Here is a 24,268-nt window from a genome sequence, read left to right as displayed (position 1 = left end):
GCCTCGTCTTGACGATCGTGCCTGGGGCTGAAGAACCCCCGAGCTACTCCCCTTTGAGGAAGCCCGTATTGTAACGCAACAGATTCATGTTGCGCTGCAAAAATGCGACGTCGGCGTTGCAAAGCGATCTGCGTGCTTTTTTCAGCGGCAGTGCCGATTTTTACGCTCGCCGACATGCAACGTTGCCGCGTTCTCGGGTGAAAGAACGGTGGCGCTGTCACAAGGCGGCGTCTACGCTGCAATTTTGCCGGTGCCGTCCAGTGCACTGGACGCGCGGAGCCCCTTGGCACATTTCTCGCTGCCAGCGGCCCTCATGACCATGCAACACCGTGCCGTTCCACCCAGGGGAGAGACCATGCAGGCCACCAAGCCGTCCGCCGATGCCTATGCCCGCCGCGCGCTGGCCAGGTTGATCCAGCCGCAGCCGACCGTCGACGCCGTCGGCGCAGGGCTGACCTTCTACCAGCTCTTTACCGAAGATGATGCGGCGCTGCGTGCCGAGGCCGAGGCGGGCTTGCTCGGGCCTGTTGCGAGCGTGAGCCCCAAATTTTTCTACGATGCGCTGGGCTCGCGCCTGTTTGAAGCGATTACCGATCTGCCTGAGTACTATCCGACGCGTACCGAGGCTGCCATCTTCAGCCTGCACGCCGCAGAAATTGCCTTGCGTGTCGGGCGCGGCGCCACGCTTATCGACCTGGGCGCCGGTAATTGTGAGAAGGCGGCGCGCTTGTTCCGTACGCTCGCGCCATCGCGCTACGTGGCGATTGATATCTCGGCCGATTTCCTGCGCGATACGTTGCGTGCATTGGCGCGCCAGCATCCGCAGTTGCCGATGGTGGGCATCGGGGCCGATCTGTGTGCACCGCTGGTGTTGCCCGATGCGGTGGGTGATGGCCGACGCGTGTGGTTTTACCCCGGTTCGAGCCTGGGCAATTTCACGCCGGAAGAGGCGCGGGCCTTTCTCTCTCGGCTTCATGACGCGTCCGCGCCGGGCGATAGCGTGCTGATCGGCATCGATCTCATCAAGGACGCCCGGCGGCTCGAAGCCGCATATGATGACCCGCTTGGCGTAACGGCAGCGTTCAACCTCAACGTGCTGCGCAATCTGAATCGCCTGCTCGGGGCAAACTTCGACGTGCGCGATTGGCGACATGTCGCGCTGTACCGCGTCGACGCTCACCGTATCGAGATGCATCTGGAAGCCCGGGGCGATGTCACGGTGCGCTGGGGCAAACGAACTCGCGCCTTTGCCGCCGGCGAGCGCCTGCACACCGAGAACTCCGTCAAATACGACTTGCCAAGCCTGCAGGCGCTGTTTGCTGACGCCGGCTTCGAAGACTTGCACGCCTGGACAGATGCGGGCGGCGACTTTGCCGTCTGCCATGCCAGTGTCGGCCGGTAGCGCGCGAGCGCGATGATCCGGAGGCAGGGAGGGGCGGTGCGATAATGAACCGATCCCTGCCCGAGGTGTGCCGCGATGGCTGAATTCTTCATGCTCCCCGATCCGACCTTTATCGGATCACTTTCTGACTGGACCGACGGCCGGCGCCTGCCACGCCAGGGCATTGCACACAGCCTGGTCGACGCGCGCAACCGCACGCTGGCGTTGCTCGCCGCGTTTGGCGATACGCAGCGCGGTTGGCAGATCGAACGTGTCGAACACCACGCGCCACCGCTCTGGACGCTCGGGCAGCTTGCCTGGTTTGCGGAGTTCTGGTGCCTGCGCGAGCCACGCCGCGTCAAGAACGAAACCATCGAAGACGGCACTGGCGCGGAGTGGGCCGTGCCGCGCTGGCAAGCCACGCTGCCCGCCGCGCTCGATGGCGCAGACAGCTTCTTCGACATGGACCGCATGCCGCCCGACGCCTGCTGGGAGCTGACGCTGCCCGGCATTGCGCTGATCAAGCAATACGCGCACGACGTGCTTGACCGCGTGCTGCGCAAGCTGGCCACGCTCGGCACCGATGATGACGCAGCCCTGGAGCCGTTCCGCTGGGCCGTCTTTCATGAAGACCTACGTGCCGAACATCTCCACGGTTTGCTGCAGATGCTTGGCTTGCAGCCCGCAGGGCAACCGCCACTGGCTGCCGTAGCGGTTCCCGCCGCGCAGACACTCTCGCTGCCCGGTGGCCGCTTCCAGATGGGCTGGCCGGATGCGGATGGTTTCTTCTTCGACAATGAGCGCCCGCCGTATCGCACGTACGTGCCGGCCTTCGAGATCGACGCGCAGCCCGTCACCAACGCTCAATACCTGGAGTTCATCGAAGACCGTGGCTACGACCATCCGCAATGGTGGTCGCCAGCCGGTATGGAGTGGCTGATGATGCAGGAGCGGTCTGCGCCGCTGGGCTGGCAGCGTAGTCTGGACGAAGGGGCCACGCGCACATGGCAGGCGCTGCGTTACGGCGAGGCCCGCACGCTCAACCGCGATGAACCCGTGCGCCACGTCAGCCTGTACGAGGCGCAGGCATGGTGCCGCTGGGCAGGTCGGCGCCTGCCGACCGAAGACGAATGGGAACTGGCGGCCGTGCAGGGCCGCGCCGGTTTTCATTGGGGCCAAGTGTGGGAGTGGACCGCGTCGCCGTTCAAGCCCTATCCCGATTTCACGCCCGGGGCACCTCATGGGCGCGTGGCGCGCTTGTCGGTGCCGCACTTCATGACGATGCAGTCGGTGCGCGGCGCTGCTGCCCACACACCGCAACGTGCACGGCACGTTCGCTTTCGGGGCTTTCTGCTGCCGGAACGCGATGATGTTTTTGTCGGCTTTCGAACGTGTGCGCTTTGAGATCGCGTTTGGCACAGGCAAAAGAAAAGGTCCCCGGAGGGACCTTTTTTATTGGGGCGATGCGTTCAGTCGATCAACGATCGAAGTCGCGCGAACGGCCCTTGCTGCCGTAGCTGTCGCGGTTACCGTCGCGATTGCCATAGCTACTGTTGCTTCGGCGGGCGGCGCCATTGCCGTTGTCGTTGCCAAAGCGGCTGCCACCATTGTTGTCGCCAAAGCGACGCGGTGCGGCTTCGCGGTTGCCGAAGCCCTCGCGGTTGCCGTCACGGTTGCCATAGCCGCCACCGTTGCCGCCGGTGCTGTTGCCGTAGCCACGGTTGCCGTCTTGCGTGCGGGCCGGGCGCTGCTGCCAGTCGCCACGGTTTTGCTGGCCCTGGCCGTACGACTGACGCGGGGCGCGGTCGTCGCGGCTCCATTCACGTTGGCCACCTTGGTAGCCGCCGCCGTTGCCGTTGCGGTCATCGCGGCGCGGGGCGAAGCCTTCGCGGTCGCCGCCGAAGCTGCGCTGGAAGCGGCCTTCGCTGTTGCCGCCATTGCCACCGTTACCGCCTTGGCGTGCGCCGTAACCTTCGCGCTGGCCGCGGTAGCCGCCGCCATTGCCGCCACCGTTTCCACGGTAGCCGCCACGGTCACCACCGGCACGCGGGCCGCCGGTGCGCGGCTTGGGCGAGCGCTTCGGCTCCAGGCCTTCCACCACGGAGGCGTCGATGCGGCGATCCACGAAGCGCTCGATGCGGCGCCATTGGAACGTGTCGTTGTGGTTCACCAGGTTGATGGCGATACCGCTACGGCCGGCACGGCCCGTACGGCCGATACGGTGCACATAGTCTTCGGCTTGCTTGGGCAGGTCGAAGTTGACCACGTGCGTGATGTCCGGCACGTCGATACCGCGGGCGGCCACATCGGTGGCCACCAGCACGCGCAGCTGGCCGCGGCGCAGGGCCGTCAGCGTGCGGTTGCGCGCGCCTTGGTGCATGTCGCCGTGCAGCGCGCCAGCGGAGAAGCCGTGCTCGGTTAGGCGATCAGCCAGCGAGTCGGCGTCACGCTTGGTCGCCGTGAAGACGATCGCTTGCTTGAGCGATGCATCGCGCAGCAGGTGGTCGAGCAGTTGCTGCTTGTGCGAGACGTCGTCGGTGAAGTGCAGGCGCTCTTCGATGTTGCTCTGGTCAATCTTGGCGGCAGCGATTTCGATACGTTGCGGGTCGCGCATCATGCGCTCGGCCAGTTGTTCGATGCGGCGGTCCATGGTGGCCGAGAACATCAGCATCTGACGCGTTGCGGGCGTCGCACCGACGATGGCTTCGATGTCGTCAGCGAAACCCATGTCTAGCATGCGGTCGGCTTCATCGAACACCAGCATGTTCAGCGCCGACAGGTCGATGCGGCCCGAATCAATGTGGTCGAGCAGGCGGCCCGGCGTGGCGATGATGATGTCCGGCATGCGTGCCAGCATGTCGAGCTGCTTCGGGTAGGGCATGCCGCCCAGGATGCTCGCGCAGACGATACGGCGCATATGGCGGCCATATTGCGACGCGGCGGTCGTCACCTGCAGGGCGAGTTCACGCGTGGGCGTGAGCACCAGCAGCGACGGCTTGGCCGGGGCCGGGCGGGGGCGGCGGCCCTTCATGCGTTGCGGCGGACCGTCCATGCGCGGGCGTTGCGGCTCGGGCTGCTCGCTGATGCGCTGGATGGCCGGCAGCATGAAGGCTGCGGTCTTGCCCGAGCCGGTTTGGCTCGTGACCAGCAGGTCACTGCCTGCCAGCGCGGCCGGAATGGCTTGCGCCTGCACCGGCGTCGGGTTGGTGTAGTTCACTTCGCCCAGCGCGCGGACGATGCGTTCGTCCAGGCCCAGCGCGGCAAAGGCGCTGGCACGGGTCGCGGCGTCGGCGATGAGGTTGTCGGAATTCGGGGTAATCGTGGTTTCAGCGTGCGCAATAGCGCCGCTGCCGTCTTGAGGCTGCGTCATGTCGAATAGCTTTTAAGTAAGGCTGCCGCGCCAACCGCATCAATGGATGCGAACGGCGGAAATGGGATACGGCGACCGGTTAATCACGGGCGTCGGCGCCAATCGGATAAGGCCGGTTCGACAGACGGGCTGCAGAACGGACAGGCGGGGGAGTGGGCCGGCCTCAAGCTGAATGTGAGTCACATGGATCAGCGAGGTGGGGCGGCGGTCCCTTCGGCGTGATGTGAATCCACGCGGGAGATCGGAGACGATGCCAAGCACAGTGGCAATCGGCTGCGCATGCACTCAGGGCAGTAAGCAGCCAAGTTGCGGACTATAGCACGATTTTTTGCAGTGCGTCAAAGGAATATTGCGACGGTTGCCGGATCGGATGCGCGGCCTATACTCGAAACACCGGCCACCTACGGCCGCTAAGGGGCGGATGATGGAATTCCCGATGGCCTTCTCCAACCTGTACCTGTTGCTCGCCGTCTGCGTGGCGGGCGTGATCGGACTGGCGTCCGCGCCACTGGTGATCCGAGGTGCGCGGGTAGGGATCCGCGTGCTGCTGACGATCATCGGGGTGCTGATCGGGCTGCTCCTGCTCGAAGCGCTGCCGGTGTTGACCTAGGGTTGACCCAGACTGGCCCGGGGCCATCCGCAACCATAGGCCCGCCCGCTGGTGGCGGGCCTCGTCGTTTCTGCGGCCGCAAAAAACAAAAGCCAGGCGATCTGCCTGGCTTTGTTGCCTGTGTGTGGTCCCGCCGACAGGAATCGAACCTGTATCTCACGCTTAGGAGGCGCGTGCACTATCCATTGTGCTACGGCGAGTGACCTACCCGAGTGACGCGCAAGGCCGCCCGAGCGAGCGGCGATTCTACGCAATTTGCGCGACCAAGACCAGACAACCCCGGGGGTACCTCCTGTGCATGAAAGGACGATGACGCCCCAGATTCTGTGGGCAATGTCCCACGCTCGACCCTTGGTTTCTCCAGCGCAAACGCTAAATAAAACGAACGATCGGCGAAAGAAACAGATTTAAGTATTACGAACTTTGCGCAAATGTTCACCGAAGTTATGCTTCTCGCCCAATCCAGACTTCCCTGAGCGACGAACATGCTGACATCCGAAGAGCGGGACGATCCGTGGACGGTGGAGCCGTCGTTGGAGAGCGTGCTCCCTAGGCAGCGGCACGGCACCGTTGCCCGGCCCATCTACTTTCGGCACACCGACACGCCTGACGGCCACGTCATCAAACAATTCCCCGACGGCTCGCGTCAGCTCGTGCGCTTTGTCGGTTTGGAAGAGCAGGTCGTTAAGCACTTCCTGTAACCCGGCGCATACGCGCCGCGCATTGCCGTGGTGGCATGTCTGTCACTGCAATGTTGTGTCTTTCGGCGATGCACTGAGATGGTGAACGCACTATCATTCGCGATTATTTAAGTCAGTGCGTGATTCGTGTATGAGCAGTCTGCAACCGGGGTTTGTGCCCACCCAACCTGTACCGCGTGAGCCATTTGCGGCAGATGAAGCCGCGCCTGTGACAGCGCCGACCATTGACATGGTCGTGCCATGGCCGGTGCGTGAGTGGGCGCCTGCCGTGACGCTCAACGAAGCCGCTGCGATGCGCACTGCGCTGGAGCGCGGCAACGTGCTGCATTTTCCGGCGTTGGATTTTCCCCTCAATGCACGCGAGCAGCGCTTTCTCGACGCACGCTGGTCTGACGGCAAAACGAAGAACATCAATCTGCGCGCCAATGACACGTCGGTGCGCGGTGCTGTCGGCGCGCCGGCCGATCTGCGTGACTTGGCAGCGTTGATCCGCCGTTATGCCGATGCGGCAGAGCGTCTCGTGCTGACGCTATTTCCCGATTACGGCCCGCACCTCAAGCGCGCCGGCACCTCCCTGCGCCCCGCAGAGATTGCCGGGCGCCCGGTGAGTTGGCGCAAGGACGATACGCGCTTGCACGTCGATGCATTTCCGTCGAATCCGCTGCATGGTCAGCGGCTGTTGCGCGTGTTTCACAACGTTGATTCGGATGCTTCGCGTGTCTGGCGCGTTGGCGAGCCGTTTGCGGACTTTGCCCAACGCTTTGTGCCCAAGACGCGCGGCATGCTGCCGGGTCAGTCGTGGCTGATGCACAAGCTGCGCATCACCAAGCGCCCGCGTTCGGAATATGACCATCGCATGCTGCAATTGCATGATCTGGCCAAGGCCGATCTGCACTATCAGCAAAGCGCCCCGCAGCAGATGTTCGAGTTTGCACCTGGCGCAACGTGGGTGGTTTTCAGCGACCAGGCATTGCACGCAGCCATGCGTGGCCGCGCGATGATGGAGCAGACCTTCTATCTGGACCCGGTAGCGATTGCCGATCGCACGCATTCGCCCGAAGCGGTGCTTTCGCGCATGCTCGGCAAGCCGATGCTGCCGTCGCAGCGTTGAAACGCGCATCCATAAAAAACGCCTCCTGGTATGGCGGCGTGGACGGCTCACACGGCTTCGTTCAGTCTGCGACCTTGTCGCTCGGATACTTGAACGAATCGCGCAGCAGGAAGTTCATCGGAATGTCGAGCTTTGCGCCCTTGGGCGGAATCGGCTGCTGGAACCATTTCTTGTAGAGCTTATCGGCTTCGTAGTCGAGGATAACGTTTGTCATCGCGCGATCGACAAGCCGCTTGAACTCCGTGTCGTCCTTGCTGAGCATGATCGCGTACGGCTCGACCGTCAGCATGTCGCCAACGACGGCGTAGTCGCCCGGGTTCCTGGCGTTGGCGCGAAAGCCGTAGAGCAGCACGTCGTCCATTGCAAAGGCATCGGCTTTGCCGCTCTCAACCATGGCAAGGGCTTCGGCGTGGTCTTTCGCTTCGAGAATCTTCATGCCCAGCACGCGGGCATCGTTCACCTTGCGCAGTTCGGTGATATTGGTGGTGCCTTTGGTGGACACCACGGTTTTGCCGCGCAAATCGTCCCACTTGTGGATACCCGAAGACGTTTTCACGATCATCCGGCTGCCGGCGATGTAGTGCGGGATGGTGAATGCCACTTTTTCGCGGCGCTCGCGGGTGTTGGTAGTCGAGCCGCATTCGAGTTCGGCCTTGCCCTCGGCGATGGTCGGAATCCGCGAAGACGACGTGACCATGACGTACTGCACTTTGAGGTCTGGCCGCTTCAACTCCGTGCGCAGCTTGTCGACCACGCGCAGACACAGGTCGACGGCATAGCCGATGGGTTTTTTGTCGGCATCGTAGAACGAGAAGGGCACGGAGCTTTCGCGGTGTGCGATGCGGATGACGCCCGTGTCGCGGATGCGGTCGAGCACCGGTGTGGAAGACGCCAGTGCTGCGCTGGGCGCAAGCGTGGACAGCGAGACAGAAAGCAGCGCGGCGCAAGGCAGCGTGCGCTTGAAGTACAGCATGGTTGTATCCCCCGGAAAGAAAAATGGCGGCCCGCCTTATCGTTATGCCCGGCTCATGGCCGGAGGGCCTGCCGCATGATAAGACGCGATGGCGCAACGTGCTGGCCCCGCTTTTGTAGTGTTGTAAGCAGGCAGCAAGGCCGATTGAACCCTCTAGAAGCCGAGCTTGAGACGGTCGCCCCGTTATGGTGCGCAGCGCGCACATCGTGTGTAAAAACTGCTCGCCAGCGGGGACGCTCGACACGCTCGCGGTGCGCCATGCGCATGCTTGACGCGGCATGCGTTGTTGCGGTGCAAACCCGCATAGTGCTTGGCGTTGCGGAAAGAAACCGGCGTTTTTCCCTACCGGGTTTGTCCTGACTGCCCGAGAGTGGAAAGGGGCGCTATGCTCCGCCCATGTCTTGTTCGCAAGGCATCGAGGAGAGACTCTTCCGGCCCGCCGAAAGCGGGCCGTTTTCTTTGGTGCGTTCGCTTCCTAACGTTGGTCGGGCAGCACGTTGCCAGGCAGGGGCGACTGCCTCGGCCAGGTCGAGAACGCGAAGATCCACAGCGCAATCAAATTCACCAGCGGCACAACCACCAGCAGTGCCCACCATTGAGAGAAGCCGGTGCGCAGCAAGATCTGCCGCACCGGAATGCCTGCCACGATCAGGATGATCAACAGCCCGAACAGTCCGCGCATGGGTGCCCCCTGGCTTGATGTGGATGGGCGCCGCGCAAAAGGGCACGCGGCGGCACAAGCGTTATAGCACCCGCGCAGGCAAGCGCAATGGCGGCGGCCGTACAATACGCGCCTTCCGGCCCCATCCGGCCCGCACCCTTTTCACTCCAGCATGGCCCTGTTTTCCATTACCGATGCACAACTGGCGTTCGGCCACGTGGCGCTGCTCGACCATACCGATTTCTCGCTGGAAGCTGGCGAGCGCGTCGGCCTGATCGGCCGCAACGGCACCGGCAAGTCTTCGCTGTTGAAGATCGTCGCTGGCACGACGGCGCCTGACGACGGCCTGATCGCGCGCCAGAGCGGCGTCACCTCCGCCTACGTACCGCAAGAGCCCGTGTTCGACCCCGACCAGACCGTGGCCCAAGCCGTGGCGATGGGCGTGCCGCATGCTGCTGGCCTGCTGGCGGAATACGAAGCGCTCGTCGCGTCGATGGGGGAATCCCACGACGAAGAGGCGCTGCACAAGCTGCATGCCCTGCAGGCGCAACTCGACGCGGCGGATGCGTGGCAACTGCACACGCGCGTGGAAACCACCATCGCGCAACTTGGCCTGCAGCCCGGTGCGCGCATCGGTTCGCTCTCAGGCGGGCTGACCAAGCGCGTAGCGCTGGCGCAGGCGCTGGTGGGCGCGCCCGACATCCTGCTGCTGGACGAGCCGACCAACCACCTCGACTACGACTCCATCCGCTGGCTCGAAGACCTGCTGCTCGCCTTCCGCGGCAGCGTGCTGTTCATCACGCACGATCGCGCGTTCCTCGACCGCGTTGCCACGCGCATCATCGAGCTGGATCGCGGCAAGCTGCGTTCGTACCCCGGCAACTTCACCGCGTATCAGGAGCGCAAGGCGCAGCAACTTGAGGCCGAAGCGCTGGAAAACGCCCGCTTCGACAAGTTGCTCGCGCAGGAAGAAGTGTGGATCCGCAAGGGCGTGGAAGCGCGCCGCACGCGCAGCGTCGGCCGTGTTGCGCGGCTGGAGCAGATGCGTGTGGAGCGCCAGGCACGTCGCGAGGTGCAGGGCAACGTGAAGCTTGAGGTCTCGCAGGGCGACCGCTCCGGCAAGATCGTCGCCGAGTTGACGGACGTGACCAAGCGCTACGGCGACAAAACGGTGGTCGACAACTTCACTGCGACCATCATGCGCGGCGATAAGGTCGGCATCCTGGGGGCCAACGGTGTCGGCAAGACCACACTGCTCAAGCTGATCCTCGGCGAACTGGCGCCGGATTCGGGCACGGTGCGCAACGGCACCAATCTGCAGGTCGCGTATTTCGACCAGATGCGCGCGCAGTTGGACCTCAACCGCTCGTTGGCCGACACCATCAGCCCGGGCAGCGACTGGATCGAAGTCAACGGCCAGCGCAAGCACGTGATGAGCTACCTGGGCGACTTCCTCTTCGCACCCGAGCGTGCGCGCTCGCCGGTGGCGTCGCTGTCGGGCGGCGAGCGCAACCGGCTGCTGCTGGCGCGTCTGTTCGCACGTCCGGCCAACGTGCTCGTGCTGGACGAACCGACCAACGATCTGGACATCGACACGCTGGAACTGCTGGAAGAACTGCTGCAGGAATACAGCGGCACGGTGTTCCTGGTCTCGCACGATCGTGCTTTCGTCGACAACGTCGTCACCTCGGTGATCGCGGCCGAAGGCGAGGGCCGCTGGCGCGAATATGTGGGCGGGTTCTCGGACTGGCAGACGCAATCGGCACGTTCGGCGCAACTTGCGCAGGCCGCCAAGCCTGTCGCCGAGGAGAAGAAGCTCGAGGCGGCCAAGCCACGCGAGCGCGCCACGGTCAAGCTCAGCTACAAGGAGCAACGCGAGCTGGATGCGCTGCCTGCCACCATCGAGGCGCTGGAGACCGAGCAGAAGCAGGTCGGCGCCGAGCTGGAAGACGGCACGATCTATGGCCGCGACCCGGAGCGCGCCCAGAAGCTGGCCGAGCGCCACGAAGCCATCGAGCTGGAACTGCTGGAAGCGCTTGAGCGCTGGGAAGCACTCGAAGGCAAGCGTGCCGGTACGGCCTGATCGTCCGGACCCCCTCAATATGTCAACGGGATGTCGGTCATGCGCCGCATCCCGGAACTGACAATCCCTCCGCATTGTTCAAGACAGCTTCCTTTACAATGCGCGCTGCATTCCCGGTGCCTGTGGACAGACCCAGGCCTGGTCAGTTTTTCCGCCTTCCATGAGCAAAACCTCCCAATACAGCGAATCGTCGATCAAGGTCCTCAAGGGCCTGGAACCGGTCAAGCAACGACCGGGCATGTACACGCGCACCGACAACCCGCTGCACATCGTGCAGGAAGTCATCGACAACGCCGCTGACGAGGCGTTGGGTGGCTTCGGCAAGTTGATTGCGCTGACGCTGCACAAGGACGGCAGCGTCAGCGTGGAAGACGAGGCGCGCGGCATTCCTGTCGGCATTCACCCGGAAGAGGGTGTGTCGGTGGTCGAGATCGTCTTCACGCGCCTGCATGCGGGCGGCAAGTTCGACAAGGGCCGCGGCGGCGCGTACGCGTTCTCCGGCGGCCTGCACGGCGTGGGCGTGTCGGTCACGAACGCGCTGTCGACGCGGCTGGAGGTGACGGTCTGGCGCGATGGCCAGGTGTCGACGCTCACGTTCTCCGGCGGTGACGTCATCGAGCCGCTCGCCACCCGCAAGGCCGAGCGCGGCGAGAAGAAGAACGGCACCCGCGTGCGCGTGTGGCCGGACGCCAAGTATTTCGATTCCGAGAACATCCCCCAGGCTGAGCTGCAGCGTTTGCTGCGCAGCAAGGCCGTGCTGCTGCCGGGCGTGAAAGTCACGCTCACGCAGGAAAAAACCGGCGAGACGATCGAATGGCAATACGACCAGGGCCTGCGTGGCTACCTGGTCGAATCGCTTGCACAGGGCAGCGGCGCCGAGCCGGTGATCCCACTGTTTGAAGGCGAGCACTTTGCCGACCCCGACAAGCCCGGCGAAGAAGGCTTTGCCTTCGGCGAAGGCGCATCGTGGGTGGTGGCGTGGACGGAAGAGGGCTCGCCGGTGCGCGAGTCGTACGTCAACCTGATCCCGACGCCGGCCGGCGGCACGCACGAATCCGGCTTGCGCGAAGGCCTGTTCCAGGCCGTCAAGAGCTTCGTCGAGATGCACGCGCTGCTGCCCAAGGGCGTCAAGCTGATGCCCGAAGATGTGTTTGCGCGTGCCTCGTTCGTGCTGTCGGCCAAGGTGCTGGACCCGCAGTTCCAGGGCCAGATCAAGGAACGCCTGAACAGCCGCGACGCGGTGCGCCTCGTCTCCACGTTCAGCCGCCCCACGTTGGAGCTGTGGCTGAACCAGCACGTCGAGCACGGCAAGAAGTTGGCCGAACTCGTGATCAAGCAGGCGCAGGCGCGTACGCGCGCGGCGCAGAAAGTCGAGAAGAAGAAGGGCTCCGGCGTGGCCGTGCTGCCCGGCAAGCTGACCGACTGCGAATCGGACGACATCACCCGCAACGAACTCTTCCTGGTGGAAGGTGACTCCGCCGGCGGCTCGGCCAAGATGGGCCGCGACAAGGAATACCAGGCCATCCTGCCGCTGCGCGGCAAGGTGTTGAACACGTGGGAAACCGAGCGCGACCGCCTGTTTGCCAACAACGAAGTGCACGACATCGCGGTCGCCATCGGTGTCGACCCGCACGGGCCGACCGACACGGTTGACCTGTCCGGCCTGCGCTACGGCAAGATCTGCATCCTGTCCGATGCTGACGTGGACGGTGCGCACATCCAGGTGCTCTTGCTCACGTTGTTCTTCAAGCACTTCCCGCAATTGATCGACCGCGGGAATGTATGCGTGGCGCGCCCGCCGCTGTATCGTGTCGATGCGCCAGCGCGCGGCAAGAAGCCCGCGCAGAAACTCTACGCGCTGGACGACGGCGAACTCGAAGCCATTGAAGACAAGCTGCGCAAGGACGGCGTGAAGGAAGGCGCCTGGCAGATCTCCCGCTTCAAGGGCCTGGGCGAAATGAGCGCCGAGCAGCTCTGGGAAACCACCATGAACCCCGACACGCGCCGTCTGCTGCCCGTGGCACTGGGCGCGCTGGATCAGGACCAGACCATCAACATGATGAATATGCTGATGGGCAAGGGCGAAGCCGGCGCACGCCGCACGTGGCTGGAAGCGCGCGGCAACGAAGTCGAAGCCGACATCTGACATCCAACCGATCACGATGAAACTGTTCCGACGTTCCGCTTATGTGTTCACGGCGCTGGCCTTGCTGGCCAGCCAGCCGGCGCGCGCGGACGTCTACGGCTACATCGACGAGAACGGTCTCGCGCATTTCGCTTCCGAACGCGTGGATGATCGCTACGTGCTCTTCATGAAGGGCGCCGCCGTAGCTGGCAAGGCCGACAAGGCAGACGAGAAGGCCGACACCGCCATCGCGCTGCCCGCTACTGAACTGCCCGACGCGGACGCCTACCTCAACGCCAGCAAGCGTGATGCGCTCGACAACGCCGGCATGCGTCAGCGCCTCGTGCGCGCGGTGCTGCAGCACCCGAACGTGCCGACGGTCGAGCCGCTGATCCGCCAGGCGGCCAGCAAGCACGGCATCGACCCTGCACTGGTGAAAGCGGTGATTGCCGCCGAATCCGGTTTCAACCCGCAGGCCGTGTCGCCCAAGGGCGCGATCGGGCTGATGCAGGTGATTCCGGATACCGGCGCGCGCTACGGCGTGACCGGCGACGCGCGCCGTACGGCCGCGCAGAAACTAGCCGACCCGAAGATCAACATCACCACCGGCGTGCGTTATCTGAGCGACCTGCTGCGCATGTTCTCGGGCAACCTTGAACTTGTGCTGGCCGCCTACAACGCGGGCGAGGGCGCGGTGCAGAAGCACGGCAACGACATTCCGCCCTACGCCGAAACGCAGAACTACGTGAAGACGGTGTTGCAGTTCTATCGCTACTACAACCCGGTTGCGGCTGTGCCCGGCTTGATGAACGTGAGCGCCAACGGCGTCATGGCCACGCGCAAGCCTGGCCGCACGGGCCGGCCGGCGCGTATCGAACTCGTGCTGGACCCGGCCACCGGCGTGGCCACCAACATCCCCCAACATTGATCCTGGCGGCGCCGCCATGTTGAAGTGCGCCGCTTTCGCTTGAGCCTCCATGGAACAACAAGACATCCTCTTCGACCCTAGCGAGCCGGCCGAAGCGCTCACGCTTGGCGCCTATGCCGAGCGCGCCTACCTCGACTACGCCATCAGCGTGGTCAAGGGCCGCGCACTGCCCGAGGTGGCCGACGGCCAGAAGCCGGTGCAGCGCCGCATCCTGTTTGCGATGCACGAGATGGGCCTGCGCGCCGATGCCAAGCCGGTCAAGTCGGCGCGTGTGGTGGGCGACGTGCTCGGTAAATACCACCCGCACGGTGATCAATCCGCATACGACGCGCTGGTGCGCCTGGCGCAGGATTTCTCGCTGCGTTACCCGCTGATCGACGGCCAGGGCAACTTCGGCTCGCGCGATGGCGACGGTGCTGCGGCGATGCGTTACACGGAAGCGCGCCTGACGCCGATCTCGCGCTTGCTGCTCGAAGAACTGGACCAGGGCACGGTCGATTTCGTCCCGAACTACGACGGTTCGATGGACGAGCCGAAGCTGCTGCCCGCGCGCTTGCCGTTCGTGCTGCTCAACGGCGCATCGGGCATCGCGGTGGGCATGGCCACCGAAATCCCGTCGCACAACCTGCGCGAAGTGGCAAACGCTGCTGTGGCGCTCATCCGCGACGACAAACTCACCAGTACCGACCTGATGCAGCACATGCCGGGGCCGGACTTTCCGGGCGGCGGGCAGATCATTTCGTCGGCGGCGGACATCGCGCAGGTGTACGAAACCGGACGCGGCAGCCTGAAAGTGCGCGCGCGCTGGAAGATCGAAGAACTCGCACGCGGCCAGTGGCAACTGGTGGTCAACGAACTGCCACCCAACACCTCGTCGCAGAAGGTGCTGGAAGAGATTGAAGAGCTGACCAACCCGAAGGTGCGTACCGGCAAGAAGTCGCTGTCGCCGGATCAGCTCACCATGAAGCAGACCATGCTCGGCCTGCTGGACGCGGTGCGCGATGAGTCGGGCAAGGATGCGCCGGTGCGCCTGGTGTTCGAGCCCAAGAGCAAGAACATCGACCAGCAGGAATTTGCCAACGCGCTGTTGGCGCACACGTCGCTGGAGTCGGGCGCCGCCATCAACCTGGTGATGATCGGCACGGATGGCCGGCCGCGCCAGAAGGGCTTGCGCGACATCCTCGTTGAATGGATTCAGTACCGCTTCGCCACGGTCACGCGCCGCACGCGCCACCGCCTGGGCAAGGTGGAAGACCGCATCCACATCCTCGAAGGCCGGCAGATGGTGCTGCTGCGCATCGAGGACGTGATCCGCATCATCCGCGAGAGCGACGAGCCGAAGGCCGCGCTGATCCAGGTCTTCAATCTGAGCGACCGCCAGGCGGAAGACATCCTGGAAATCCGCCTGCGCCAACTCGCACGCCTGGAAGCCATCAAGATCGAGCAGGAGCTGAAGAACCTGCGCGAAGAACAGTCCGATCTCGACGTGCTGCTGAAGTCCGAGACCATGATGCGCCGTCGCATCATCAAGGAGATCGAGACCGACGCGAAGCAATACGGCGACGACCGCCGCACCTTCATCCAGGAAGAGCGCCGTGCCGCCGCCGAGGTGAAGGTGGTCGACGAGCCGGTGACGGTGATCGTTTCGCAGAAGGGCTGGGTGCGTACGCGTCAGGGCCACGGCCACGATGCCACGCAGTTCGGTTTCAAGGCGGGCGATACGCTGTATGACACCTTTGAATGCCGCACGACGGATGCGCTGCTGATCTTCGGCACGCGCGACGACAAGGGCACGGGCCGCGTCTACTCGGTCGCCGTGGCCAACCTGCCGGGCGGCCGTGGCGACGGTGTGCCGCTCACCACGCTGATCGAACTCGCCCCGGGCACGCATATTGCCCACACGTTCGCCGGCCATGCCGAGCAGAACCTGGTGATCTCCACGCGCGGCGGCAACGGCTTCCTGGCCAAGGTGGGCGACATGGTCGGCCGCCAGAAGGCGGGCAAGGCGTTCCTGACGCTGGATGAGGGCGACCAACCGAACAAGCCTGCGCCGGCGCCTGCCGATGCCTATGGCGTGGCCTGTCTGTCGGAGGGCGGGCGCATGCTGCTGTTCCAGATTAGCGAGCTGAAGACGCTCGCCAGCGGTGGCCGTGGCGTGATCCTGATGGAGCTGGAGAAGAACGAAACGCTGCTGCAGGCGCTGGCCTTCGGTGCGGCCGGCTTCGTGCTTTCGGGCACTGGCCCGCGTGGCGGCAAGGCAGTCGAACAGACCATGACGACCCGCGCGCAAGAGGCCTACGCCAGCAAGCGTGCACGCAAGGGCAAGACGCTCGAGCCCAAGCTGCGTGACGCGAAGCTCTCGCTGACCAAGCCCGCACCCGAAGCCGCCTGATCCGATGCGCGACCCGCACGCCGAGCCTGAAGCCGTTGCAGACGCAAAGGCCAACGTTCCATCGTGCCGCACCCTCTTCACCGAGTTTGCGCGCATGGGCCTATCGGGCTTTGGCGGCGTGTTGCCGTTTGCGCGTGCCGGCATTGTCGACCGCAACGGGTGGCTGTCCAACGCCGAGTTTGCTGAACTGCTGAGCCTTGGGCAGGTGCTGCCCGGCCCGAACGTCGTCAATCTCTCAGTGATGCTCGGCTACCGCTACCACGGCGTGCGCGGCGCGGCTGCGGCGATGGGTGGCCTGGTGATGGTGCCCGCCGTGCTGCTGTTGCTGATCGTGCTGGTGTACGACCACTTCAGCGCGCTGGCTTTTACGCAGAACCTGCTCAAGGGCATGGCGGCCGTGGCGGCGGGGCTAGTGCTTTCAACCGCGGTCAAACTGGCGCAAGGGCAGTCGCGCACGTGGCGCGCTGTCGGCATTGGCCTGGCGGTGTTCCTCACGATTGGCGTGCTGCAGTGGCCGTTGCTACCGGTCATGCTGGTGCTGATTCCGCTCGCGCTGGTGCTGGAGTGGAGGGCCATGCGATGACGTATCTCACCACCGTCTTCGATCTCTTCTGGCACTTCCTCGTGCTGTCGTTTCTGGCCATTGGCGGAGCCAGCTCGACGTTGCCGGACATGCACCGTTTCCTGGTCGACACGCGTCACTACATGACGAGCGAGCAGTTGAGCGCCATGTACGCCATCTCGCAGGCGGCTCCCGGGCCGAACGTGCTCTTCGTTGAGTTGTTTGGCTGGCAGGCAGCCGGGCTGGGTGGGGCGATTGCCTCGCTGGTGGGTATCTGCGGGCCGTCGTGCGTGATTGCCGCGGTGATCGCGCGGGTGATGGATCGCAAGCCCGATGCGCGATGGATTGCGCTGGTGCGGCGGGGGCTGGCGCCGCTCACCATCGGGCTGATGTTCGCCACCGGGTGGGTGCTTGCGCGTGGGGCTGATAACAGTGTTGGCACGATTGCGTTGACGGTGGCGACCGTCCTCGCTTGTACTTTTACGCGGGTGCATCCGCTGGCGCTGGTAGGGATTGGGGCGTTGGTGGGGGGGATGGGGTGGGTTTGATTTGCTCAAGGTGTGGGTTTTTGCCTTGGTGGTTCATCCCTTGTTTCATTCCCTGCCGGGACGGCCTTGTTGGTCCATCTCCGTTTCACCCTCTGCCGGGGGCGACTCACTTTCTTTGTCTTGCCAAAGAAAGTAAGCAAAGAAAGGCGCGCCCGAGATGGCGACTTCCCCTTGAATTTATGTCACCGGGCGGAGACGGGGAAAACTCGCTGCGCTCAGACAGTTCCCCGTCTTTTTTCCGCCCGCTGACAGAAATTCAAGGCGCCATCAAGGGCAGGAACGTCAAAGGCCAAACCGACGGGACACTCGTGCGAGCGCCAGGGCGAAAGGGGTACGCATAGCGCCGCCCTCAATGGCGACGAAGTGGCGCGCTGGCAATCGAGGGTTTGCTTTTCCCTGCCCTATGCGGCGCCTTGAATTTCTGTTGCAAGGAGGAAAAAGAGGGGAGGCTTGTCTGAGCGCAGCGAGTTTGCCTCCTCTCCCTCCTTGCGACATAAATTCAAGGAGTGTGTCGCCGCATCGGGCGCGCCTTTCTTTGCTTACTTTCTTTGGCAAGACAAAGAAAGTGAGTCAGCCCCGGCAGGGGATGAAACAGGGGATGGACCGCCAAGGCCAAAACAAAAGGTCATTCCTACCCAATCCCCCCTCAATCCACCCCCACAAACCCCCCCGTCTGATGCGCCCACAACCGCGCATACAGCCCACCCTGCGCCAGCAGCTCAGCGTGCGTGCCGCTCTCAACAATCCGCCCACCATCCAGCACCACCAGCCGGTCCATCCGGGCAATGGTCGACAGTCGATGCGCAATCGCAATCACCGTCTTGCCCTGCATCAGCGTTTCCAGGCTTTCCTGAATCGCGGCTTCGACTTCCGAGTCGAGTGCTGAGGTGGCTTCGTCCAGAATGAGGATCGGCGCATCCTTGAGCAGCACCCGCGCAATGGCAATGCGCTGGCGCTGACCACCCGAAAGCTTCACCCCGCGTTCGCCCACCAATGCATCAAAGCCATGCCGGCCTTGTGCATCCGACAAGTGCGGAATAAATCCATCCGCCCGCGCGCGGCGCACAGCTTCCATCAATTCGGCCTCGCTGCTATCGGGTTTGCCGTAGCGCAGGTTGTCGCGAATCGAGCGGTGCAGCAGCGACGTATCCTGCGTGACCATGCCGATCTGCTCGCGCAGGCTTTCCTGCGTGACGGCGGCAATGTCCTGGCCGTCCACCAGAATCCGGCCGCGCTCGACGTCGTACAGGCGCAGCAGCAAGTTGACCAGCGTCGATTTGCCTGCACCCGACGGGCCCACTAGGCCAATGCGTTCACCGGGGCGGACCACGAGGTCCAACCCTTCGATGACACCGCCGCCCTTGCCGTAGTGGAAGCCCACCTGTTCGAACCGCACCTCGCCTTGGCTGACATGCAACGGCTTGGCATCCGGCCGGTCGGTCACGGTACGCGGCACGGCAATCGTCTGCATGCCGTCCTGCACCTGCCCGACGTTTTCAAAGATGCCGTTGACCACCCACATGATCCAGCTCGACATGTTGTTGATGCGGATCACCAGGCCCGTGGTCAGGGCGATGGTGCCGGCGCTGACGCGGCCTTGGCTCCATAGCCACAGGGCCAGCGCTGACGTGCTGACGATCAACAGGCCGTTCAGGGTGATGATGGTGAAATCCATGGCGCTGATCATGCGCCCGGACAACTGCGTCTTCTCGGTCTGATCGGCCATGGCATCGCGCGCATACGCTTCTTCCAGCTGCGTGTGGGCGAACAGTTTTAGCGTGGTGATATTGGTGTAACCGTCCACAATGCGACCCATCAGCTGCGAGCGCGATTCCGTGGCGATGACCGAACGTGCCTTGACGCGCGGTACGAAGTACGACGTGGCGGCCACATAGCACACGATCCACAGCAGCAGCGGCACCATCAGGCGCCAGTCCGCCTGCGCAAACAGCACCAGCGCGCTGACGGCGTAGATCACCACGTGCCAGAGTGCTTCCACCGTCTGTACTGCTGAGTCTCGCAGCGAGAAGCCCGTCTGCATGATCCGCTGTGCGATACGGCCCGCAAAGTCGTTCTGGAAAAACGCCAGGCTTTGCTTGAGCACGTAGCGGTGGTTTTGCCAGCGGATCAGGTTCGACAGGTTCGGGTTGATGACCTGATGCACGAGCGCATCGTGCAGGCCGAAGATGATCGGGCGGGCGATCAGCGCCACGAACGCCATCCACAGCAACTCATTGCGGTGGCGCGCGAAGAAATCCGCGCTTGGCGTGCTCTGTGCAAGATCGACCAGCCGGCCCAGGAAGTCGAACAGCGCGACTTCGATCAGCGAGCCCAACAGTCCTACCACCAGCAGGAACACGAAGATGCCGCGCACCTCGCGCAGGTAATAGGCATAGAAGCGCCAGACGCCGGACGGTGGCTGGCTGTCAGGCAGGGGGTGAAACGGGTCGACGAGCTTTTCGAGGCGGCGCAATGGCATGGGGCACGGCGAACCGGGCGGGGCGGTGCCTCGGAGCGGGACGCGCAAAAAGGCGGGAGGAGGCATGATACGCGCCCGCTGCCACCCTTGCCTGACACAGGGTGGCAGTCAGGCCGACCCGATGGGCCGCCGGCTTGGGCACCGGCGAGCCCTTCATGGCAAAGGCTGTTACACCACGTCGCCGTCGTCGTCGTCCGTCTTTTGCTGTGGCACCTGCGGGCTGCTGGCCGCCAACATAGAAGCGGAGTCGCTGTCTGCCTGCGTGGGGTCTTGCCCCGCAGGGGATTGCGCGGGATCTTCCAGTCGACTCTTCAGGCCGGCGAGATAGTTTTCCGCATAGCCTTGTGCCTGCGATACCGCCATGTCCATGCCGGCATTGATGGCCTTCTCGGCGATGATCTTGGTGATGCCTTCCTTCATCGCCAGCCGAACCTCGGGGCCGCCGATGTTGCCGATGGCGGCGGCGGCCAGATTGAGGCCCGCTTCCTCCAGCGCTTTCTTCACGTTGCCGCCGCTGACCATCGTATGCAGGATGTTGCAGCCTTGAGACTCGGCTTCCAACGCCGTGGATGCCGCGTCCGCCAGTTCGCCCACGCCGGGAATGAAACTCAGCGCGCCAACCGCCATGGATGCCCAATCCAGCAGCTTGCCTTCGACCTTGAGTGCTTCGTCGATCGCGTGCATCAGGAAACCGCCGTTGTGCTTGGGCGACTTGATCTCGGGCTGGTCAGCAGTGCCCATCAGCATGCAGGCGACCGCATTCTTGTCGGCGTCGGTTTTGGGCGTATGGATCTGCGGCTTCTGAACCGTCTGGTTGGCTTGCGACAGGTTGCCGTAGAACTTCTGGAAGTCGCGGCCCGCGATATTGCCGGAGTCGACCGTATGGCCACCGCCGAAATCGAAGAAGCCGTGGTGCGTCTTGTAACCCGTGATGGCGTTATTCAGCAGGCTGAACAACACCGGGTCTTGCTGCAGATGGGTCGCTGCCTGGCGGACATTCGCGTCGAGTTGCTTGTTGTTCGCCATGCTCGCCAGCTTGTCGCGCGTGAGGTCGCCATCGCCGAAGAACGCTTGCTGGCTGCCGTTCATCGTCTTGAGCGTATTCAACTCGCTCTGCGTCAGGCTCATGGACGACGACGCGGCCTGCAAGAAGTCTTCCTTCTTGACTTCGCCGCCACCGGTCAGGCGGTTCCAGGCGTCCTGATGATCGAGAAAGTACTGTGCTGCGGCAATGACTTGCGGTGGCGTCTTGCCGGTCTTGGCATCGCCATCCACGATCTGCTGGAACTCGTCCTGCCCGAGCTTTTTGGTCAGGTTGTCGGAATACTTGTAGAGCTCGCGCAGGGCATCGCTTTCCGTCATGACGGAGGGCTGGCCATTCGCGTTGCCGTCCGAAGGGATGTAGTTCTGCTCGAAGCTCTTGGCCTGCTGCTCGTTGAACGCGCTGACCTGCGCGTGCTCGGCAGTGAAGGCATCCAGGTCATTGGCCTTGATCTTGCCGCCGCAACGGCCGTCGCCTTGCGATCCGATAGCGATGAACAAACGCTGGTCTTGCGCCAGCCCCTGCAGCGCCGCTTTCAAATCGGGCGGCGTGGACGGGTCGTTGATCTTGTCCTGAAGGCCATCCCAACTGAGCGGGCACTGGTCCTTGTGCCGATCCAGAACCGACACGATTTGCACCTCCGTCTGGCTCAGCGTGCCGCCGTTCCAGGTCACGGTGGATTGCTGCGACTGAGCCTGCTGTGGCTGAGCCTGCTCAGGCGCTGCCGAGTTGGGCGGCGTCGCCACATGCCGGTTGCCGCTGTTTTGCGTGACATCGTCGTCGTCATCGTCGTCATCGTTTTCGTTGCTGAGCGATGCGGCCAGCTTCGCGCTGATGCCTTGGTAGAGGCTCAGCTGTGTCGGGTCGGACGGGCTTTGCGGGTTGGGGGTGCCTCCAATGCCGGCAAAGGACGCCGCGGTGTCCAGTGCAGCATTGGCGTAGTCGCCTAGCGAGGCGTGCTTCGCTTCGCGGCTGGCGGTATTGGATGAGGGCATATGAACTGACATACCTGCTCCTGTTTGAAGGGTGGGCGAGTGGTTCAAGGGCGTGCTGGCTGCGCAAAACAGCCCGAAGAGCGGGGATGCAGTCGATCCGGCTAAGCAGCCACCGGGATGCGGCCGCAACCCAGGGCAGCGCTCGGACTGGGGCGTGAGCGTGCTCGGCGTCCGGCAGCGTCAGCCCCGGTCGGGCCGCATCACGGTGTTATCCAAAAGCCGCCAGAGTGCGAGCCTAGTGGTGCCCCGCCGGACGCGATGGAGGCTGAAGCGAAAACGTGTCGAGGCTGGCGAACCGGCCGCTCCACATATCCATCGCACCATGAAAAAAGCCGCTCGGTGGAGCGGCTTGTTCGTGCGTTGAAGCGTTGGAGGTCAGTGCACCACCATCCGCGTGAATGGCTCCACGTAGGCCTGCAGGGTGATCATCAGCCCCACCAGGAAGGCCAGCGCGATTGAGTGGAAGAACACGTAGCGCAGGATGTCGCCTTCGTGGCCGTACCACTTGGTGGCGGTGGAGGCCACCACGATGGACTGCGCGTCGATCATCTTGCCCATCACGCCGCCCGAGCTGTTGGCCGCCGACATGAGGATCGGCGACAGGCCAAGCTGCTCGGCGGTGGTCTTCTGCAGGCCGCCGAACAGCACGTTCGATGCCGTATCCGACCCCGTGAGCGCCACGCCCAGCCAGCCCAGCATGGTGCCGAACAGCGGATACAGCACGCCGGTGTGCGCAAAGGCGAGGCCCAGCGTGGCGTCCAGTCCCGAGTAGCGGGTCAGGTAGCCGATGCCGAACATCGCGCAGATGGTCAGCAGCGAATAGCGCGTGAGCTTGATGGTGTTCCAGTATTCCTTCGCCATGCGCGGCAGCGAGTAGCCCATCAGCAGGCCGCCCACGATGGCCGAGACCAGAATGCCGGTACCCGCCATCGACAGCACGTTGAAGTTGAACACCGCGCCTTCGGCAATCACCTTGGGCACCACCGGCGGGCCCTTGAGCACCATTTTGTCCAGCCCCGGGATGGCGAACTTGAACGCCCACAGGCCGTCGGCAAAGGCCTTGAACTGCGGCACGCCCCAGATGAACACGAACACGGTCAGGATCACCCAGGGCAGCCAGGCTTGCGCGCGGCTGATCTTGCCGTCGGTGCCCGTGGTGGCTTGGCGCGCTTCTGCGGCGGCTTCGGGGTCGACGCGGGAGTTGTCTTCGCGGTTGCGCAGGGCGGTGGACGTCCAGATCATCTTGGGCTTCCACACCTTGAGGAACAGTGTGAGCGAACCCATCGACACCAGCGCGGCAATCACGTCCACCAGCCAGGGGCCGTGGAAGTTCGACACCAGGAACTGCGGAATGGCGAACGACACGCCGGCCACCAGGATCGCCGGCCAGATCTGCAGCATGCCGCGGAAGCCCGCAAACGCCCAGATCAGCCAGAACGGCACCAGCACCGAGAAGAACGGCAACTGGCGGCCGACCATGGCCGAGAGCTGCAGCAAGTCCAGCCCCGTCACCGAGGCCAGCCCGATGAGCGGCGCACCCAGCGCACCATAGGCCACCGGCGCGGTGTTGGCGATCAGCGCCAGGCCCGATGCCGCCAGCGGTGAAAAGCCCAGCCCGATTAGGATGGCGCCCGTCACCGCCACCGGCGTGCCGAAACCCGCCGCGCCTTCAAAAAACGCGCCAAAGCTGAACGCCACCAGCAGCAGTTGCAGGCGGCGGTCTTCGGTAATGCCGGAAATGGAACTCTGCAAGACCTTGAATGAGCCGTTCAAGGTGGTGAGCCGGTGCAGGAAGATGATGTTGAGGACGATCCAGCCGATCGGGAACAGGCCCGAGACGATGCCCAGCCCCGCCGCCTTGCCCGCCATCGCAGCCGGCATGCCGAAGATGAAGGCGGCGATGCCCACCCCGACAATCAACGCGAGGCCCGCTGCCAAGTGGGCCTGCATATGAAAGAACGCCAGCGAACACAGCAGCACGGCTACCGGTACCCCGGCCGCAATGGTTGACCACACGGCACTGCCGAGCGGGTCATAGACTTGATTCCACATCTTGGTCTCCTCCTGTTTGGGCGTTTCAGTTCTTCTCGATACCGAACGTCTTCTGTCGCCCCTTTTCTTTTAAGAGGCAACCGCGGATTGTAGGAACAAGCGTGTCCGGGTCTGGGCAATATTCTGTCACTTTCGCCCTGAAAAGTATTCATCGGCGCCCGTGCCTGCTGCGATGCGGTGCAGGCAATTGCACCGGGTAAATCCCGGTTGTGGAATCATTGCGCCTGCAACTTCGCCCCTAACCAGAATCGTCCC

Annotated in this window: 17 protein-coding genes, 1 tRNA gene and 2 pseudogenes; 13 read left to right on the top strand and 7 right to left on the bottom strand. The window is 63.8% G+C overall.

The annotated features are described in order from the left end of the window. The first annotated feature begins 355 nt into the window (after positions 1–355). Both egtD and ACN9M1_RS10465 read left to right on the top strand, forming a co-directional pair. Positions 356–1,402 carry an L-histidine N(alpha)-methyltransferase gene (gene egtD / locus ACN9M1_RS10470; protein WP_426394145.1) on the top strand — a complete coding sequence of 349 codons (1,047 nt, stop codon included), beginning with the start codon at positions 356–358 and terminating at the stop codon, positions 1,400–1,402. 75 nt (positions 1,403–1,477) lie between these two features. After that, positions 1,478–2,785, top strand: a complete 1,308-nt coding sequence (locus ACN9M1_RS10465; RefSeq protein ID WP_426394143.1) for an SUMF1/EgtB/PvdO family nonheme iron enzyme — start codon at positions 1,478–1,480, stop codon at positions 2,783–2,785. Positions 2,786–2,858: 73 nt separating this feature from the next. On the opposite strand, the gene ACN9M1_RS10460 is transcribed toward ACN9M1_RS10465, so the two are convergent. After that, on the bottom strand, positions 2,859–4,751 hold the full coding sequence (locus ACN9M1_RS10460; RefSeq protein ID WP_426394142.1) for a DEAD/DEAH box helicase: 1,893 nt from the start codon (positions 4,749–4,751) through the stop codon (positions 2,859–2,861). A 421-nt stretch (positions 4,752–5,172) separates the two neighbouring features. Here ACN9M1_RS10460 and ACN9M1_RS10455 point away from each other — a divergent pair, with 421 nt between their 5' ends. Further along, complete coding sequence (locus ACN9M1_RS10455; protein ID WP_009277350.1) at positions 5,173–5,361, top strand: hypothetical protein; 189 nt, start codon at positions 5,173–5,175, stop codon at positions 5,359–5,361. A 125-nt stretch (positions 5,362–5,486) separates the two neighbouring features. On the opposite strand, the gene ACN9M1_RS10450 is transcribed toward ACN9M1_RS10455, so the two are convergent. After that, positions 5,487–5,561: transfer RNA gene (locus tag ACN9M1_RS10450), tRNA-Arg, on the bottom strand. Between the two features lie 285 nt (positions 5,562–5,846). On the opposite strand from ACN9M1_RS10450, the gene ACN9M1_RS10445 reads away from it, so the two are divergent. Further along, positions 5,847–6,062 (top strand): hypothetical protein, encoded by a 216-nt coding sequence (locus ACN9M1_RS10445; protein WP_426394140.1) that lies wholly within the window; start codon positions 5,847–5,849, stop codon positions 6,060–6,062. Between the two features lie 130 nt (positions 6,063–6,192). Next, a complete protein-coding gene (locus ACN9M1_RS10440; protein ID WP_426394138.1) occupies positions 6,193–7,173 on the top strand; it encodes a Kdo hydroxylase family protein in 981 nt (326 codons plus the stop codon). Positions 7,174–7,234: 61 nt separating this feature from the next. On the opposite strand, the gene ACN9M1_RS10435 is transcribed toward ACN9M1_RS10440, so the two are convergent. Next, a complete protein-coding gene (locus tag ACN9M1_RS10435; protein WP_426394136.1) occupies positions 7,235–8,146 on the bottom strand; it encodes an amino acid ABC transporter substrate-binding protein in 912 nt (303 codons plus the stop codon). A 475-nt stretch (positions 8,147–8,621) separates the two neighbouring features. Then, positions 8,622–8,828, bottom strand: a complete 207-nt coding sequence (locus ACN9M1_RS10430) for a hypothetical protein (protein WP_426394134.1) — start codon at positions 8,826–8,828, stop codon at positions 8,622–8,624. Between the two features lie 151 nt (positions 8,829–8,979). Here ACN9M1_RS10430 and ACN9M1_RS10425 point away from each other — a divergent pair. The 8 genes and pseudogenes from ACN9M1_RS10425 to ACN9M1_RS10390 form a co-directional block, all read left to right on the top strand. Next, positions 8,980–9,813 (top strand): annotated as a pseudogene (locus ACN9M1_RS10425) (ABC-F family ATP-binding cassette domain-containing protein); the annotation flags it as partial. 201 nt (positions 9,814–10,014) lie between these two features. Further along, positions 10,015–10,326 (top strand): annotated as a pseudogene (locus tag ACN9M1_RS10420) (ATP-binding cassette domain-containing protein); the annotation flags it as partial. A gap of 33 nt (positions 10,327–10,359) precedes the next feature. Beyond that, positions 10,360–10,890 carry a hypothetical protein gene (locus ACN9M1_RS10415; RefSeq protein WP_426398847.1) on the top strand — a complete coding sequence of 177 codons (531 nt, stop codon included), beginning with the start codon at positions 10,360–10,362 and terminating at the stop codon, positions 10,888–10,890. Between the two features lie 160 nt (positions 10,891–11,050). Beyond that, positions 11,051–13,036: a DNA topoisomerase IV subunit B gene (locus ACN9M1_RS10410; RefSeq protein ID WP_426394132.1), complete on the top strand. Its 1,986-nt coding sequence runs from the start codon at positions 11,051–11,053 to the stop codon at positions 13,034–13,036. Between the two features lie 16 nt (positions 13,037–13,052). Continuing rightward, positions 13,053–13,943 (top strand): lytic transglycosylase domain-containing protein, encoded by an 891-nt coding sequence (locus ACN9M1_RS10405; RefSeq protein WP_426394130.1) that lies wholly within the window; start codon positions 13,053–13,055, stop codon positions 13,941–13,943. Positions 13,944–13,992: 49 nt separating this feature from the next. Further along, a complete protein-coding gene (parC, locus tag ACN9M1_RS10400; protein WP_426394128.1) occupies positions 13,993–16,335 on the top strand; it encodes a DNA topoisomerase IV subunit A in 2,343 nt (780 codons plus the stop codon). A 4-nt stretch (positions 16,336–16,339) separates the two neighbouring features. After that, positions 16,340–16,918 carry a chromate transporter gene (locus tag ACN9M1_RS10395; RefSeq protein WP_426394126.1) on the top strand — a complete coding sequence of 193 codons (579 nt, stop codon included), beginning with the start codon at positions 16,340–16,342 and terminating at the stop codon, positions 16,916–16,918. Next, a complete protein-coding gene (locus ACN9M1_RS10390) occupies positions 16,915–17,445 on the top strand; it encodes a chromate transporter (protein ID WP_426394125.1) in 531 nt (176 codons plus the stop codon). The genes ACN9M1_RS10395 and ACN9M1_RS10390 overlap by 4 nt, the downstream gene beginning before the upstream one ends. A gap of 646 nt (positions 17,446–18,091) precedes the next feature. Here ACN9M1_RS10390 and ACN9M1_RS10385 read toward each other — a convergent pair. From ACN9M1_RS10385 to ACN9M1_RS10375, 3 genes are all read right to left on the bottom strand, one after another. After that, positions 18,092–19,924: an ABC transporter ATP-binding protein gene (locus ACN9M1_RS10385; protein ID WP_426394123.1), complete on the bottom strand. Its 1,833-nt coding sequence runs from the start codon at positions 19,922–19,924 to the stop codon at positions 18,092–18,094. Between the two features lie 168 nt (positions 19,925–20,092). After that, on the bottom strand, positions 20,093–21,973 hold the full coding sequence (locus ACN9M1_RS10380; protein ID WP_426394122.1) for an HrpF/NolX family T3SS translocon protein: 1,881 nt from the start codon (positions 21,971–21,973) through the stop codon (positions 20,093–20,095). Positions 21,974–22,336: 363 nt separating this feature from the next. Further along, on the bottom strand, positions 22,337–24,013 hold the full coding sequence (locus ACN9M1_RS10375) for an L-lactate permease (RefSeq protein ID WP_426394120.1): 1,677 nt from the start codon (positions 24,011–24,013) through the stop codon (positions 22,337–22,339). Positions 24,014–24,268: the final 255 nt, after the last annotated feature.

Source organism: Ralstonia sp. R-29 (assembly GCF_049913345.1).
Lineage (GTDB): Bacteria > Pseudomonadota > Gammaproteobacteria > Burkholderiales > Burkholderiaceae > Ralstonia.
The sequence above is the reverse complement of the archived record's forward strand: the minus strand, read 5'-3'. Positions and strand labels throughout refer to the sequence as shown.

Coding starts and splice junctions, on each gene's coding strand:
- egtD (WP_426394145.1), top strand. CDS start 356: ATGCAGGCCACCAAGCCGTCCGCCGATGCCTATGCCCGCCGCGCGCTG.
- ACN9M1_RS10465 (WP_426394143.1), top strand. CDS start 1,478: ATGGCTGAATTCTTCATGCTCCCCGATCCGACCTTTATCGGATCACTT.
- ACN9M1_RS10460 (WP_426394142.1), bottom strand. CDS start 4,751: ATGACGCAGCCTCAAGACGGCAGCGGCGCTATTGCGCACGCTGAAACC.
- ACN9M1_RS10455 (WP_009277350.1), top strand. CDS start 5,173: ATGATGGAATTCCCGATGGCCTTCTCCAACCTGTACCTGTTGCTCGCC.
- ACN9M1_RS10445 (WP_426394140.1), top strand. CDS start 5,847: ATGCTGACATCCGAAGAGCGGGACGATCCGTGGACGGTGGAGCCGTCG.
- ACN9M1_RS10440 (WP_426394138.1), top strand. CDS start 6,193: ATGAGCAGTCTGCAACCGGGGTTTGTGCCCACCCAACCTGTACCGCGT.
- ACN9M1_RS10435 (WP_426394136.1), bottom strand. CDS start 8,146: ATGCTGTACTTCAAGCGCACGCTGCCTTGCGCCGCGCTGCTTTCTGTC.
- ACN9M1_RS10430 (WP_426394134.1), bottom strand. CDS start 8,828: ATGCGCGGACTGTTCGGGCTGTTGATCATCCTGATCGTGGCAGGCATT.
- ACN9M1_RS10410 (WP_426394132.1), top strand. CDS start 11,051: ATGAGCAAAACCTCCCAATACAGCGAATCGTCGATCAAGGTCCTCAAG.
- ACN9M1_RS10405 (WP_426394130.1), top strand. CDS start 13,053: ATGAAACTGTTCCGACGTTCCGCTTATGTGTTCACGGCGCTGGCCTTG.
- parC (WP_426394128.1), top strand. CDS start 13,993: ATGGAACAACAAGACATCCTCTTCGACCCTAGCGAGCCGGCCGAAGCG.
- ACN9M1_RS10395 (WP_426394126.1), top strand. CDS start 16,340: ATGCGCGACCCGCACGCCGAGCCTGAAGCCGTTGCAGACGCAAAGGCC.
- ACN9M1_RS10390 (WP_426394125.1), top strand. CDS start 16,915: ATGACGTATCTCACCACCGTCTTCGATCTCTTCTGGCACTTCCTCGTG.
- ACN9M1_RS10385 (WP_426394123.1), bottom strand. CDS start 19,924: ATGCCATTGCGCCGCCTCGAAAAGCTCGTCGACCCGTTTCACCCCCTG.
- ACN9M1_RS10380 (WP_426394122.1), bottom strand. CDS start 21,973: ATGTCAGTTCATATGCCCTCATCCAATACCGCCAGCCGCGAAGCGAAG.
- ACN9M1_RS10375 (WP_426394120.1), bottom strand. CDS start 24,013: ATGTGGAATCAAGTCTATGACCCGCTCGGCAGTGCCGTGTGGTCAACC.